At 74.1% G+C, this 13,210-nt stretch carries 11 protein-coding genes; 3 read left to right on the top strand and 8 right to left on the bottom strand.

Annotation, left to right across the window (positions count from 1 at the left end):
• Nucleotides 1–184 precede the first annotated feature (184 nt).
• Nucleotides 185–3,184, top strand: coding sequence for a BTAD domain-containing putative transcriptional regulator (locus ACIQUR_RS23565; RefSeq protein ID WP_403667498.1), 3,000 nt, complete (start codon nucleotides 185–187; stop codon nucleotides 3,182–3,184).
• 99 nt (nucleotides 3,185–3,283) lie between these two features.
• Here the strand turns inward: ACIQUR_RS23565 and ACIQUR_RS23570 are convergent, their stop codons facing one another.
• Both ACIQUR_RS23570 and ACIQUR_RS23575 read right to left on the bottom strand, forming a co-directional pair.
• Nucleotides 3,284–3,511: a hypothetical protein gene (locus tag ACIQUR_RS23570; protein ID WP_403667501.1), complete on the bottom strand. Its 228-nt coding sequence runs from the start codon at nucleotides 3,509–3,511 to the stop codon at nucleotides 3,284–3,286.
• Nucleotides 3,512–3,679: 168 nt separating this feature from the next.
• Nucleotides 3,680–4,462 carry an ABC transporter ATP-binding protein gene (locus ACIQUR_RS23575; RefSeq protein ID WP_403667504.1) on the bottom strand — a complete coding sequence of 261 codons (783 nt, stop codon included), beginning with the start codon at nucleotides 4,460–4,462 and terminating at the stop codon, nucleotides 3,680–3,682.
• Between the two features lie 240 nt (nucleotides 4,463–4,702).
• On the opposite strand from ACIQUR_RS23575, the gene ACIQUR_RS23580 reads away from it, so the two are divergent.
• Both ACIQUR_RS23580 and ACIQUR_RS23585 read left to right on the top strand, forming a co-directional pair.
• On the top strand, nucleotides 4,703–6,526 hold the full coding sequence (locus ACIQUR_RS23580; protein ID WP_403667507.1) for a BTAD domain-containing putative transcriptional regulator: 1,824 nt from the start codon (nucleotides 4,703–4,705) through the stop codon (nucleotides 6,524–6,526).
• A 109-nt stretch (nucleotides 6,527–6,635) separates the two neighbouring features.
• The gene (locus ACIQUR_RS23585; RefSeq protein ID WP_403667510.1) at nucleotides 6,636–7,346 is read left to right on the top strand and encodes a DUF4097 family beta strand repeat-containing protein; all 711 of its coding nucleotides are present in this window, start codon (nucleotides 6,636–6,638) and stop codon (nucleotides 7,344–7,346) included.
• Nucleotides 7,347–7,414: 68 nt separating this feature from the next.
• Here ACIQUR_RS23585 and ACIQUR_RS23590 read toward each other — a convergent pair whose 3' ends face one another.
• The 6 genes from ACIQUR_RS23590 to ACIQUR_RS23615 form a co-directional block, all read right to left on the bottom strand.
• A complete protein-coding gene (locus ACIQUR_RS23590; RefSeq protein WP_403667512.1) occupies nucleotides 7,415–7,909 on the bottom strand; it encodes a hypothetical protein in 495 nt (164 codons plus the stop codon).
• A gap of 144 nt (nucleotides 7,910–8,053) precedes the next feature.
• Nucleotides 8,054–8,851, bottom strand: a complete 798-nt coding sequence (locus ACIQUR_RS23595) for a 4'-phosphopantetheinyl transferase family protein (protein WP_403667515.1) — start codon at nucleotides 8,849–8,851, stop codon at nucleotides 8,054–8,056.
• A gap of 78 nt (nucleotides 8,852–8,929) precedes the next feature.
• Complete coding sequence (locus ACIQUR_RS23600) at nucleotides 8,930–9,727, bottom strand: thioesterase II family protein (RefSeq protein ID WP_403667517.1); 798 nt, start codon at nucleotides 9,725–9,727, stop codon at nucleotides 8,930–8,932.
• 57 nt (nucleotides 9,728–9,784) lie between these two features.
• The gene (locus ACIQUR_RS23605; protein ID WP_403667520.1) at nucleotides 9,785–10,729 is read right to left on the bottom strand and encodes a TauD/TfdA family dioxygenase; all 945 of its coding nucleotides are present in this window, start codon (nucleotides 10,727–10,729) and stop codon (nucleotides 9,785–9,787) included.
• Nucleotides 10,726–12,162: an MFS transporter gene (locus ACIQUR_RS23610; protein ID WP_403667523.1), complete on the bottom strand. Its 1,437-nt coding sequence runs from the start codon at nucleotides 12,160–12,162 to the stop codon at nucleotides 10,726–10,728. The genes ACIQUR_RS23605 and ACIQUR_RS23610 overlap by 4 nt, the downstream gene beginning before the upstream one ends.
• On the bottom strand, nucleotides 12,159–13,133 hold the full coding sequence (locus tag ACIQUR_RS23615; RefSeq protein WP_403667526.1) for an ornithine carbamoyltransferase: 975 nt from the start codon (nucleotides 13,131–13,133) through the stop codon (nucleotides 12,159–12,161). Before ACIQUR_RS23615 ends, ACIQUR_RS23610 begins: the two co-directional genes overlap by 4 nt.
• Nucleotides 13,134–13,210 lie beyond the last annotated feature (77 nt).

Consider the following 13,210-nt stretch of genomic DNA (forward strand, 5'->3'; position numbering starts at 1 on the left):
GGAACTATCGCCGCGCTTGCCTGGGTCTATACCACGTGAGGCCGCCCAACGGAAAAGGCTATGAGCCTCTTTGACCGAATTTCAGCAGGGTTCGCGGCTGGACGGCGGTGGATCTACCCATCAGTAAGTGATCAGAATGTACGCGCACCGTGAGGTGCTGGCTGCAACAGGGGGATGGAGCCGAATGCATCAGGTCGTATTCAGACTATTGGGGCCGCTGGACGTCCAGATTGGCGGGAACAGCCTGCGCAGGCTGGGGGGAGCCAGGCAGCGCACCGTTCTGACCATGCTTCTTCTTTCACCGGGCCGGGTGGTCTCGGTGGACACGTTGATCCACGCGGTGTGGCCCGGCGGAGCGCCGACCACCGCCCGTAACCAGATCGCCATCTGCGTCGCCGGACTCAGGAAGGTCTTCAAGGACGAGGCCGGGGTGAGTGACCTGATCGTCACCTCCCACCCGGGCTACACCCTGCACCCAGGCGAACACCGCATCGACATCGTCGAGTTCGAGGAACTCATCGGCCGGGCCCGGGAGGTGGCCCGTGGCGGCCAGACCGCCGAGGCCTGCGCCGTCTTCTCCGAGGCGCTCTCGCTCTGGCGGGGGCGCGCGCTCGACGGGGTCACCGGCCCGCCCGTCGAACAGGAGGCCGCGCGGCTGGACGAACTCCGGCTCGACGTGCACGAGGAGAGCGCCGGGCTGCGCCTCCAGCTCGGCCGCCACCAGGCGCTGATCCCGGAGCTCACCGCCCTGGTCGCCCAGCACCCGCTGCGCGAACAGGCCCGCGCCCACCTGATCCTGGCGCAGTACCGGTCCGGCCGCCGCGCGGACGCGCTGGCCGCCTTCCGGGAGGGCCGCAACCTGCTGGTCGAGGAACTCGGCATCGAGCCGGGCCCGGTGCTCCAGGGCCTGCACGACCTCGTGCTGCGCGACTCGCCCGAGCTGTCCCAGCCGCCCAGCGACCCGGCGCCGGCGCCCGCCACCAACGTGCCCGCCCAACTCCCCGTCGAGTCGGCCTCCTTCACCGGCCGCCACAAGGAGCTCAGACAGCTCGACCGGATGCTCGACGAGCGCCTGGGCCAGTCGCCGCTGGCCATGGCCGCGATCAGCGGCATCGGCGGCGTGGGCAAGACGGCGCTGGCGGTCCACTGGGCCAACCAGATCGCCGCGCGCTTCCCGGACGGCCAGCTCTTCGCCGACCTGCGCGGGTACGACGAGAAGGACGAGCCGGTCACACCGGCGACCACCCTCGACCGCTTCCTGCGCGCCCTCGGCGTGCCGGCCCCGCAGATCCCGTCCGACCCGCAGGAGCGGGCCGCGCTCTACCGCAGCGTGCTGGGCGGCAAGCGGGTGCTGATCGTGCTGGACAACGCGCGCTCCTTCCAGCAGATCCGGCCCCTGCTGCCGGGCAACGGCCGCTGCTGCGTGGTGATCACCGGCCGCGACCTGATGGACGACCTGATCGGCGACTACGCCGTGCTCCAGATCGGCCTCAACACCATGGCCCCGGAGGAGGCCACGGCCCTGCTCGCCGAAATCGCGGGCCCGGACCGCATCGGCGCCAATCCGATCGCCACCGAGCGCCTCGGCATGCTCTGCGACCGCCTGCCGCTGGCCCTGCGCATCGCCGGCGCCCGGCTGGCCGCCAAGCCGCACTGGTCGGTGCGCAACCTGGTGTCCCGGCTGGAGGACCAGCGCCGCCGGCTCGACGAGCTGAGCCCCGGTGAGGGCGGGGTGCGGGCCGGGTTCCGGCTCAGCTACCGCGACCTGTCGTCCGGCGCCCGCGAGCTGTACCGCCGCCTCGGGCTGCTGACCGTGCCCGACTTCGCGGCCTGGGTGGGGGCGGCGCTGGTCGACACCGACATCCTGGACGCCGAGAACCTCATCGAGCAGCTGGTCGACGCGCAGCTGCTGGAGGTCGCCCCGGGCTCGGGGCCGGTCACCCGCTACCGCTTCCAGGACCTGCTGCGGCTGTTCGCGTGGGAGTGCGCGCAGGCCGAGGAGAGCCCGGAGGCGCGCGGTACGGCCCTCAAGCGCGCGTACAGCGGCTGGCTCACCCTCGCCGACTGCGCGCGCAGGCGTACGTACGGCGGCTCCCACGCGGTCGGTTACGGCGAGGGCGTGGAGCGCCTGACCCTGCCGGACGAGCTGGTGGAGGAGCTGCTGGCCGACCCCATGGAGTGGTTCGAGTCCGAGCGGACGGCGCTGGCCGACGTGATCGACCAGGCGGCCGCGGCGGACGACTCCGCGTACGCCTGGGGCCTGACCGTCAACAGCACCACCCTCTTCGAGGCGCACAACTACCTGGAGGACTGGCGTTCCTGCGCCGAGCACGCCCTGGCCGCCGCCCAGCGGGTGGGCGACCGGCTCGGCGAGGCCACGATGCTCCGCTCCCTCGGCACGCTCGCCATCTACCAGCGCCAGTACGAGGAGGCGCAGGGCTGGCTCGACCGCGCCCTGACGCTCTTCGACGGGTCGGGCGAGGTGCACGGCCGGGCGGTGACCCTGCGGAACCTCGCCCTGTGCGCGCGCTTCTCCGGGGAAGTGGAGCTGGCCCTGCGGATGGCCCGGGAGGCGCTGGAGGGCTTCCGTACGGCCGAGGACGTCGCGGGCGAGTCGCACGTCCTGGGGCTGCTCGCCCAACTGGAGCTGGAGCGGGGCGACATCGCCGCGGGGATCGCCCTGTGCACGGAGGCCATAGCGAAGAGCCGCGAGGCCGGCTCCGTGCGGGGCGAGACCCAGAACACCTACCGGCTGGCCGAGGCCCTGATGCGGCGGGGTGATCCCGCGGCTGCGGAGGAGGCCTGCTTCACGGTGCTGGAGCTGACCCGCGAGGACGGTGACCGGCTCGGGGAGGCGCACGCGCTGCGCGGCATCGGCGAGGCGCGCTGGCGGCAGGGCGAGTGGGCGGAGGCCGACATCGTGCTGGAGCAGGCGCTGGAGGCGGCGAAGGAGGTCGGCGACCGCTTCCTGTACGCCAGGATCGAGCTGGACCTCGGCTGCGCGGCGGCCGTACGCGGCTCCGCCGGCGCGGAGGCCCCCCTCTCGGCCGCCGGCGCCGCCTTCCGCGAGCTGGGGGCGAAGGTGTGGCTCGACCGCGCCCGGCGGGCGCGGGATTCGGTGGCCGCGGGGCAGGGCCGTGCCTTAGCCCCCGCCGTGCTGGTGGAGATCCTCGAGAGCCGTTAGGCCCGGCCGGCCGCGTGCCCGCAACGCGAAGGGATCCCGGCGCCCCCTGGGGGGCCGGGATCCCTTCGCGTCGTGTGAGGCGGGTCGTGCTCGGTGCGGTCAGGTCCAGGGGACCTCTCCGTCGGTGATCGCGTTGATCACGCCGACGGCCTCGCCGATCACCCCGTGGATCGGGCCGGTCCAGGGCACCTCGTCCTGCGTGGCCGACACCACGGCGGTGGACGGGCGCTCGCTCGCCGCCGCCTGACCCGCCGTGCCCACGGTCAGGGCGAAGCCCGCGACAACGGTGGCAAGAACGGCTGCGAAAGCGGTGCGGGTGCTGCGCATCGTGAACTCCTCGTCGATTCCGGTCTGCGTGACTGCCGCCGTCGTTCTGCGACGAGAAGAACGTTAGGAAGGAGCGCTATTGAGGCGATGTTGCTTCGATTTCTGTCAAGTTCTGGCAGGTGCGTATGTCATGTTCCCCGATGAAACCGCAGGTCACCGCGGGTCTCCTCAGCTCCCCCAGGCGCCCAGGTGCGTCATCCGCTCCGCGACCCGGTCCGGAGTCGGAGCCTCCATCCGGTCGGCGATCCGCCCGTCCGCCAGGAAGACCACGGTGTCGGCGTACGAGGCGGCCACCGGATCGTGGGTCACCATCACCACCGTCTGCCCGGTCTCGTCCACGCTCGTGCGCAGCAGCGCGAGGATCTCCTTGGCCGTGACGGTGTCCAGCGCGCCGGTCGGCTCGTCACCGAAGATCACGTCCGGGCGGGTGATCAGCGCCCGCGCGATGGCCACGCGCTGCTGCTGGCCGCCGGACAGCTCGCCCGGCCGGTGCGCGGCGCGGCCCGCCAGTCCGACCCGGGTGAGCACCTCGTCCAGCCACGCGGGGTCCAGCCTCTCCTTCGCCAGCCGCATCGGCAGCTCGATGTTCTGCCGCACGGTCAGCGAGGCGACCAGGTTGAAGGCCTGGAAGACGAAGCCGATGCGCTTGCGGCGCAGCTTCGTCAGCTGCGTCTCGTTCAGGCCGTTCAGTTCGGTGCCGCCGATGTACGCGGACCCGGTGGTCGGCATGTCGAGACCGGCGGCGCAATGCAGGAAGGTGGACTTGCCGGAGCCGGACGGTCCCATCACCGCGGTGAACGAGCCGCGGTCCACCGCGAGGGAGACCCCGTCCAGGGCCCGCACCTCGCTGCCGCCCTTGCCGTACACCTTGGTCACCGCGTCCAGGCGCAGCGCGTGCCCCCTCGTCTCTTCGCCGGTCTGGGGCGCTCGGCCGCTGGTCTGGGTCCTCATCGGCGAGGGGTCCTCTCACTGTGGGGGCGTGAACTGCCGGTTCCGCCCGCAGCCGGAACGGCCTCCCCAGAGTGCCTTCCACGACTCTGCTGGAGCTATTCCGCGCCGCCCCCCGGGCCGCAGTTCGGCCGGAACACCCCCGACCGGGGCCGAAATCGAAGCGAAATCCCGCCAATAGCCTCGACTTCTAGCTTCGTTGACTGAGCTCGCAGCACATTAACCAGATCAACGGGGTGACGTATGGACTTCCGAATCCTCGGCCCGGTCGAGGCACGACGCGGCAACACCCGGATCGCGCTGTCCGGTTCCAAGGTGCACACCGTGCTCGCGGCGCTGCTCCTGGCCCGCGGCCGCGTGGTCTCCGACGCACGGCTGAGCACCTTGCTGTGGGGGTGGGACCCTCCCGCCACGGCCGGCGCGCAGATCTACACGTACATGTCACGGCTGCGCAAGCACCTCGGCGAGGACGTGGAGATCATCCGGCAGCCGCCGGGCTACCTCTTCGCCGCCCACGGCAGCCGCATCGACCTCGACCGCTTCGAGCGGCTGGAGCGCGAGGGCCGGTCCTGCCTGGAGCGGGGCGAGTACGAGAAGGCCGGGGAGCTGCTCTGCCGGGCCCTGGAGCTGTGGCGCGGCCCGGCGCTCGCCAACGTCACCGAGTACATGCTGGAGGTGGAGCGCGAGCCGCTGGAGGAGGCCCGCAACCGGGCCCTGGAATGCCGGATCGAGGCCGATCTGGCCCTGGGCCGGCACGAGCGGATCACCGGCGAACTCACCGGGCTGGTGGCGCGGTTCCCCACCCGGGAGCGGCTGCGGGCCCAGCTCATGACGGCCCTCTACCGCTGCGGCCGCCAGGCGGACGCCCTGCACGCCTACCACGAGGGGCGCAAGGCGCTGGCGGAGCAGCTCGGCGTCGACCCCGGCACCGCGCTCGGTGACACGTACCGGGCGGTGCTCACCGGCGAGCTGGGGCTGGAGTCCCCCGCGCCGATCACCGCGGGCGCCCGGCGCCCGGTGGTGACGCCCGCGATGCTGCCGCCCGACACGGACGACTTCACCGGCCGGGACGCCGAACTCGCCACGCTCACCTCGATGATCGGCCCCGTACCGGAGGACGGCACCTGGCGCCCCCGGCGGTTCCTGATCACCGGCATGGCCGGCATCGGCAAGACGGCGCTCGCGGTCCGCGCCGCCCACGTCTCCTCGGCCCTCTTCCCCGACGGCCAGCTGTACGCCGACCTGTGCGAGCCCGACGGCACCCCCCGCGACCCCTGCGCCGTGCTGGTCCGGCTGCTGCGCGCGCTGGGCGAGGAGGACCTCGACGAGCCCGGCGACCAGGACGACCTGGAGGAGCTGGTACGCCGCTACCGCACCCGCACCGCGGGCCGGCGGCTGCTGATCCTGCTCGACAACGCGGTCGGGGACCTCCAGCTGGGCCCCCTCCTGCCGGGCAACCCGGACATCACCGTGCTGGTCACCTGCCGCACCCAGCTGGCCCGGGTGGCCGGCGCGTACACGGTGGCACTGGGCCCGCTGGACGACGACTCCGCGCTGGAGCTGCTGGCCTCCGCGGCCGGCCGCTCGCGGATCACCGCCGACCCGGACGCCTCGGACGACCTGGTCGCCTACTGCGCGGGGCTGCCCCTGGCGCTGCGCATCACCGGCGCCCGGCTCGCCGCCCGGCCGCAGTGGCCGACGGCCCGGCTCGCCCGGCGGCTGGCCGACCCGGAGACCCGGCTGGCCGAGCTGGGGTACGGGGACCTGCGCGTCCGGGACGCGCTGCTGCCCTCCGTACGGCTGCTGGACCCGCGCGCGCAGACGGCGCTGGCCGGCCTGGCCGACCTGGGTCCCGAGCCGTTCTCCGCGCAGTCCATGGCCGGGGTGCTCGGCGTACCGGAGGACCTGGCGGAACGCGGCCTGGAGAGCCTGGTGGACGCCGCGCTCCTGGACATCGTCGGCGTCGACCGGGAGGGCCGGCCGCAGTACCGCTGCCACGAGCTGGTCTGGCTGTTCGCCGCCACGGAGTCCGGCGCACTCGACACGGCGCCGGTGCACGCCCTCTGACCGGCCCGGCACCGGCCGGCACCGCCCGGCACGGCTCCCTCGGGCGGCCGCCGGCCCCTCACCCACGACCCGACCGATCACACCCCTCGCACCGAACCCAGGAGTACCCGTGAAGCTCACCCGCACCACCACCGCCGGTGCCGCCGTCGTCGCGGCCGCCCTCTGCGGCTCCTTGCTGACCGCCTGTTCCTCGGTGGGCCTCGGCGACGAGACCGCCACCCGCTCGTACACGGTGACCGACAAGGTGACCGCGCTCTCGGTGGAGTCGCCCGGCGGCGACATCGAGGTGACCGGCGGCTCCGGCAGCGTCGTCAAGGTGACCGAGACCGTCACGTACAGCGGCAAGCGCCCGCGGACCGGCCAGACCGTCTCCGGCGGCGAGCTGAGCCTGAGCGCGGGCCCGGACTGCGGTCCCGAGGACGACTCGGACTGCGTCATCAGCTACAAGGTCGAGGTGCCCAGCGGCCTTTCGGTGAAGCTGGTCGGCTTCGCCGGCGACATCACCGTGCGCAAGCTCACCGGTGACGTCGAGGCCCGCACCACCGGCGGCTCGGTGCACGCCGAGGGCCTGGCCGGCAGCAAGCTGCTGGCCAGGGTCAGCGGCGGGGACGTGTCCGCCACGTTCGCGGCGGCCCCGAAGAGCGTGGAGGCCGGCACCGACGGCGGCGACGTGACGGTCAAGGTGCCGAACAGCGCCGCGTACGCGGTGGACGCCAGCGCCATCGGCGGCAGCGAGAAGGTGGACGTGCGCACCGACCCGGCGTCGGGCAACCGCATCAAGGTGTCCACGACCGGCGGCAGCGTCTCGGTCACCACCTGAGAACGCGGCGGGGGGACCGGGTCCGTACGGACCTGGTCCCCCCGCCTCCGCGGCCCGGGGCCGCGGGATCACCAAGTGCTTCGGGTCCGGTGGAAGGGGAGGGCATGACGCTCGGAGGGCGGCGCGATGGTCTCCCGCACCACCGTCCAGACGTCCGAGACCACGCGCTCGCGGCCCGGGCGCGGGGACTGGGCCAGCGCGTCGGCGGTGATCGCCCGCATCGCCGCGACCGCGGCGACGGCCCGGGTGGCGGCGCTGGGCTTCGAGGGGCGGGCCGCGCCGCGGCCGACGTCCATCCGGTGGCCCAGTTCGGCGGCCTCGACCCGCTCGGCCGCCGCCCGCACCCGGCTGACCGGCGCGGCGAACACCGCCGGGGAGAGCGGGTGTTCGTACACGTGCCGCACCCAGGCGGAGACGCGCTCGCGCTCGCGGTACTCCCAGCCGTCGGCCGCCGGGCCGGGGTCGGCCTGCTCGACCACGGTCTCCAGGAGCCGGTGGTAGTCGAGCCAGAGTTCGTCGTCCAGCGCCGGCAGTGCGGTGTTCTCGGTGGCTTCCAGGGTCATGGTCGGGCCTCTCTCGTGGCGGGGATGGTGCTGCGGAGGTCGGAGCGGGTGCGCCGTGCGGAGCGCCGGGGTGCTGCGTGCGGTACGGGGTGCCCGCCGGCGGCGGGACGCGGCGCGCCGGAGCGGGCGGCCGGCCCGGGGGCGCTAGACCGGCGGGTGGAGGACCACCGGGCCGGTCGCGGAGCGGTCCGGGCGGGCCAGCGCCGCGGTGTACCCGGCGCCGACGTCCAGGTCGGACACCGACCACAGGGTGTTCACGCCCTGGTGGCTGTGGCTGACGGCGACCGGGCCGTCGTCCTCCATGTGGACCTCCAGCGCGGTCAGTTCGGTGCCGATCAGGCCCACGCCCACGGCCTTGACCACCGCCTCCTTCCGGGTCCAGCAGCGGTGGAAGGCGGCGTCGCGGTCCGGTCCCGGCGCCAGCCCGGCCAGCACCCGGCGCTCGGACTCCGACAGGACCAGCTCGGCGAGGGTGTCGGCGCGGACGTCGCGCCGCGCCTCCACGTCCACCCCGACCCAGGTCCCGGCCCGGACGGCCAGGACGCCCAGGCCGTCGGTGCGGGAGAGGCTGACCGCCAGCGGCACCGCCGGGCGCAGCACGCTCGGCGGGCCGTGCGAGCCGTCGCCGCAGCCGGGGCAGACCCGGCGGCCCAGGTCGACCTCGGCGGCCGGGACGCCCAGCAGTCCGGCGAGGGCGCGGCGGGCGGAGGCGTGGGCCCGGACGAAGCCGGCGGCGTCGCGTTCCGCGTGGAACCGCAGCGCCCTCTCGTACTCGGCGGTGTTCAGCAGCGCCAGGTCGTCGGGGTCCGTGCGGGCGGGCAGGTCCCACCACCACACGTGGACCTCGCCCGAGGCCCGCAGGACGCGTACGGCCTGGTCGGCATCGGCGCGGAGGGCGGGGTCCAGGGTCAGGCTGCCCGGCGAACCGTGCGGTACGGGCATGGCATCTCCTTTCTTGCTGCGTCTCTTCATTGAGCGCATGTCGGGCATGCAGGGAGCTATACGGCGGCGGGGCGTGGCCTAGCCGGCCGGGAGCAGGGCGGCGGTGACCGTCCGGAGCACCGCCGCCCGGTGCTGTTCCAGGTAGAAGTGACCGCCGGAGAACACCCGGTGGGTGAACCCGCCCGTGGTCAGCTCGCCCCAGCAGAGCACGTCCTCGGGCGGCACCAGCGGGTCCGCGTCACCGGTCAGTGCGGTGACCGGGGCGCGTACGGTGCCCAGTTCGGCCAGGGTCGGCCGGTACCGGGCGTTGAGCCGGTAGTCGGCGCGCAGGGCCGGCAGGAGCAGCGCGGCCAGCTCGGGGTCGTCGAGGATCTCCGCGTGCGGCGCGTCCAGCCGGCGCACCTCCGCGGCCAGTTCGGCGTCGGTCCAGCCCGTCAGGTCGACGGGCTCGGACACGTACGCGGCGGCCGCGCCGGACACGAAGATCCGCTCCGGGCTGACGCCGAACCGTTCCTCCAGGCGGCGGGTCACCTCGTAGGCCACGTCGGAGCCGAGGCTGTGGCCGAAGAAGGCGAGCGGCGCGCCCAGGTAGGGGCGGAGGGCGGCGGTGATCCGGTCGGCGAGTTCCGCCATGTGCTCGACCGGGGGTTCGTGGAAGCGGTCCTGCCGGCCCGGGTAGCGGGCGGCGAGCACCTCGATCCCGGCGGGCAGCCCGTCCGGCCAGTCCCGGTAGAGGCTGGCCGCGCCGCCCGCGTGCGGGAAGCAGACCAGGCGGACGCGGGGCACGGCGGTGCGGGGCTGTCTGCGGAACCAGCGGCCGGCGTCGTCCGCCGGTGCCGGGGGCGCGAGGAGCGCGCCCTGGGTGGCGGGGGACATCGTGTCGGTGCTCCCATCTGGTGGGTCGGTCGGGCAGTCGGTCAGTCGGTCAGTCGGTCAGTCGGTCATGGCGACGAGGACGCGGCGCGGGCCGGTGAAGGGGCGGCGACCGTGGCCCACGGCCACGTTGTCGATGACCATCAGGTCGCCGGTGTGCCAGTCGACGTCCACCGCGTGGTCGAGGCCCCGGTCGCGGACCTGGACCACGTACGCGTCCGGGATCGGCGAGCCGTCCGCGAAGGTCACGTACTGCGGCAGCTCGTCGGTGGGCAGCAGCCGGGCCAGGGCGGCGGCGGTCTCGTCGCCCAGGGAGGCCGGGTGCCACTGGTCGGCCTGGTTGAACCAGACCTCCTCGCCGGTCACCGGGTGGCGGACGGTGGCCGGGCGCAGCAGGCTGACCCGCAGCCCGCCGTCCGGCCGCCACTCCCAGTCGGCGCCGGTGCCGCGCAGGTACTCCTCCACCTCGGCGCGGTCGCGCGTCTCGAAGGTGTCCTGCCAGCTCTTGCCCAGGCCCATGCCGTCGTGGAGGTTCTGGGTGTAGCGGACTCCGGCGGCGAAGGCCTCCCGGACCTCGGGGTCGAGCGAGGCGAGCCAGCGGGTGCCGTCGACGATGGGGGTGGCGCCGCCGGTCTCGGGGGCCTGCTGGCAGAAGAAGGCGAGCCGGGAGGGCCAGCTCTCGGCGTACGACAGCTCGTTGTGCATGGAGATGGTGAACTCGGCCGGGTACTCGGTCGAGGTGTAGACGTTGTCCCCGACCTTGGTGCGCGGGGAGTTGCCGTGGACGTACGCGAGCCGGTTGCGCAGCAGCAGGTCGAGCACCGGGCCGAGGGTGTCCGGAGTGAGGTGGAAGCCGCGGAAGACCAGGGCCTTCCGCTCGGTGAGCAGCCGGTCCGCGAGCGCGGTGTCCGCGAGGTACGCGGCCAGGCCCTCGGGGGTGGCCGGGGTGCCGGTGTCGGCGGGGCGGATCTCGTACGGGGTCCAGGTGGTCACGGTGGTGTTCATGCGGGCTGGTTCGCTTCCTGTGTGGTGGGGTCGGGGGCGTCTCCGGGGGCGGGCCGGCGCATCGACTCGGGGTAGTCGGTGTGCGGCAGCAAGAGGGAGAGCAGGGCGAGGGCGGCCATCGCGGCGGCGATCCCGTACACGGTCGGGGTGGCGCCGAAGGCCTCCAGGGCGAAGCCGCCGCCGAGCATGCCGAGGGAGGCGGCGCCGGAGCCGATCAGGCCCATCGCCCCGCCGACGCGGCCCTGGAGCCGGTCGGGGGTGATGCCGACCTGGTAGACGCCGCCGGCGACGTTGGTGACGCTGCCGATCATGGCGGCGACCAGGAAGATCGCGCCGAGCAGCACCGGGTGGCCGGTGAGGGCGACCAGGGGCATCAGCAGGGCCCAGCCGACGGAGCCGCCGACCAGCAGGCCGCGCAGGCTGATCCGGCGCATCCAGAAGGTGCCGGTGAGGGCGCCGAACATGCCGCCCACGCCGCTGACCGCGGTGATGACGCCGATGCTCGCGGCCGAGCCGCCGGCCTCCTTGACGATGACGATGAGCGCCAGGGAGAGGGCCTGGAAGAGCAGGTTGCTGCCGCTGATCAGCAGCATCCCGAAGCGCAGGAAGCGCTGCTTCCAGGTCCAGGCGAGGCCCTCGCGGAGTTCCGCGGTGACGCTCGCGGGGGCGGCGGTGCGCTCGTCCTGGAAGTCCTTGCGGATGAGCAGCAGGGAGACCAGCGACACCGTGTGGGCGACCGCCGAGAAGAGGAACGGCGAGGAGCGGGCGACGGTGTAGAGGACGCTGCCCGCGGGCAGGCCCAGCAGGCCGGCCGCCTGGCCGCGCGCCTCGTTGCCCGCCATGGCGGCCGGCAGCTGGTGCTCGGGCACGACGTGGCGTACGGCGGCCCGCTCGGCCAGCCGGTAGAAGATCGCCAGGCTGCCCTGGACGAAGGCGGCGGCCATCAGCAGCGGGATCCAGACGTGCCCGGCGAGGACGGACACGCCGACGGCGGCGGCCGCGAGGAGGCAGCCGAGGTCGCAGAGGATCATCGTGCGGCGCCGGTCCCAGCGGTCGACGAGGGCGCCGGCGTGCAGCTGCACCACCAGGTTGGGCAGGGCGGCGGCGAAGCCGACCAGGCCGGCCGCGCTCGCGGAGCCGGTGGCCCAGATGACCAGCAGCGGGTAGGCGATGGAGCTGACCCGGGCGCCGAGCGCGGTGGCACCGGCGCCGACCCAGAGGAGGACGAAGTCCCGGTTGCGGCGCAGGGACGGGCCCCGTGGCGCGGCCTTCCCGGCCGGTCCGGCCCCGGCGCGGGGCCCGGGTGCGGTCTCGGAGGCGGGCTCCGGGGCGGTCCCGGGGACGGCTTCGGGGGCGGTCCCCGAGGCGGTCAGGGAGGCGGTCCCGGGCGCGGTCCCCGGCGTCGTCTCGGGGGTGGTCTCGATGGCGGTCATGCCGGCCGTCCTTCCGGGGTGGGTCCGGTCAGCGCGCCGTGCCGGATCCACTCCAGGACGGCCATTGCGCTGTGCATCTTGTTCTCGGCCTGGTCGAAGGCGATGCTCGCCGGGCCGTCCAGCACCTCGGCCGTGACCTCCTCGCCGCGGTGCGCGGGCAGGTCGTGCAGGAACGCGGCCTTGGGGTTGGCCCGCCACAGGTCCGCGGTCACCTGGAACGGGGCGAAGACCCGCCGCCAGTCCGGGTCCGGCTTGCTGGTCCCGGTGGTCTGCCAGCGGGTGGTGTAGATCGCGTCGGCGTCCTCGGGCAGGCCGTCCATGTGGTGGGCCTCGCCGACGTACGAGCCGTTGCGCGCGGCCCGCGCGGTGGCCCGGGCCAGGATGGCCGGGTCCACGCCGTAGCCGGGCGGGGTGCGCAGCTCCAGCCGGGTGCCGGGGTAGCGGCTGAGCGCCAGCGCCAGGGCGGAGGCGGTGTTGTTGCCCTCCCCCACGTACAGCACGCTCAGGCCCTCGACGCGGCCGAACCGCAGCTGGAGGGTGGTGAGGTCGGTGAGGCCCTGGGTGGGGTGCTCGGCGGCGCTCATGGCGTTCACCACGGGGAGCCGGCCGCCGCCGGAGAGGCCGCGCAGCTCCTCGTCGGGGCCTGCGGTCCGGGCCACCAGGACGTCGAGCATCCGGGCCATGACGTGCCCGGTGTCCTCGACGGTCTCGCCGGTGTTGACCTGGAGGTCGCCGGGCCCGTAGGTGACCGTCCGGGCGCCGAGCCGGAGGGCACCGGCGGTGAAGGCGGTCCTGGTGCGGGTGGAGGTCTTCTTGAAGTAGATGCCGGCGACCCAGCCGGCCAGGGGGCGCTCGCCGGCGCCGGCGCCGGAGGCGAAGTGGACGCCGCGGGCGACGATCGAGTGCAGGTCCTCGTCGGTCAGTCCGTCGATCGAGAGCAGCTGCCGGGCGTGCGGTGACGGGGGTGCCATCGGGGGCTCCTTCCGGGGTGGTCGGGGTGGGGGCGGCGCGCCCGGCGGGGGCGCGCCGCCGTTGCGGCTGCTGCCGG

This window comes from Streptomyces sp. NPDC101132, from assembly GCF_044759225.1.
In the GTDB taxonomy this organism is placed as follows: domain Bacteria; phylum Actinomycetota; class Actinomycetes; order Streptomycetales; family Streptomycetaceae; genus Streptomyces.

Excerpts from the sequence above, each read along its gene's own strand:
- ACIQUR_RS23565 (WP_403667498.1), top strand. The coding sequence starts at position 185 with ATGCATCAGGTCGTATTCAGACTATTGGGGCCGCTGGACGTCCAGATT.
- ACIQUR_RS23570 (WP_403667501.1), bottom strand. The coding sequence starts at position 3,511 with ATGCGCAGCACCCGCACCGCTTTCGCAGCCGTTCTTGCCACCGTTGTC.
- ACIQUR_RS23575 (WP_403667504.1), bottom strand. The coding sequence starts at position 4,462 with ATGAGGACCCAGACCAGCGGCCGAGCGCCCCAGACCGGCGAAGAGACG.
- ACIQUR_RS23580 (WP_403667507.1), top strand. The coding sequence starts at position 4,703 with ATGGACTTCCGAATCCTCGGCCCGGTCGAGGCACGACGCGGCAACACC.
- ACIQUR_RS23590 (WP_403667512.1), bottom strand. The coding sequence starts at position 7,909 with ATGACCCTGGAAGCCACCGAGAACACCGCACTGCCGGCGCTGGACGAC.
- ACIQUR_RS23595 (WP_403667515.1), bottom strand. The coding sequence starts at position 8,851 with ATGCCCGTACCGCACGGTTCGCCGGGCAGCCTGACCCTGGACCCCGCC.
- ACIQUR_RS23600 (WP_403667517.1), bottom strand. The coding sequence starts at position 9,727 with ATGTCCCCCGCCACCCAGGGCGCGCTCCTCGCGCCCCCGGCACCGGCG.
- ACIQUR_RS23605 (WP_403667520.1), bottom strand. The coding sequence starts at position 10,729 with ATGAACACCACCGTGACCACCTGGACCCCGTACGAGATCCGCCCCGCC.
- ACIQUR_RS23610 (WP_403667523.1), bottom strand. The coding sequence starts at position 12,162 with ATGACCGCCATCGAGACCACCCCCGAGACGACGCCGGGGACCGCGCCC.
- ACIQUR_RS23615 (WP_403667526.1), bottom strand. The coding sequence starts at position 13,133 with ATGGCACCCCCGTCACCGCACGCCCGGCAGCTGCTCTCGATCGACGGA.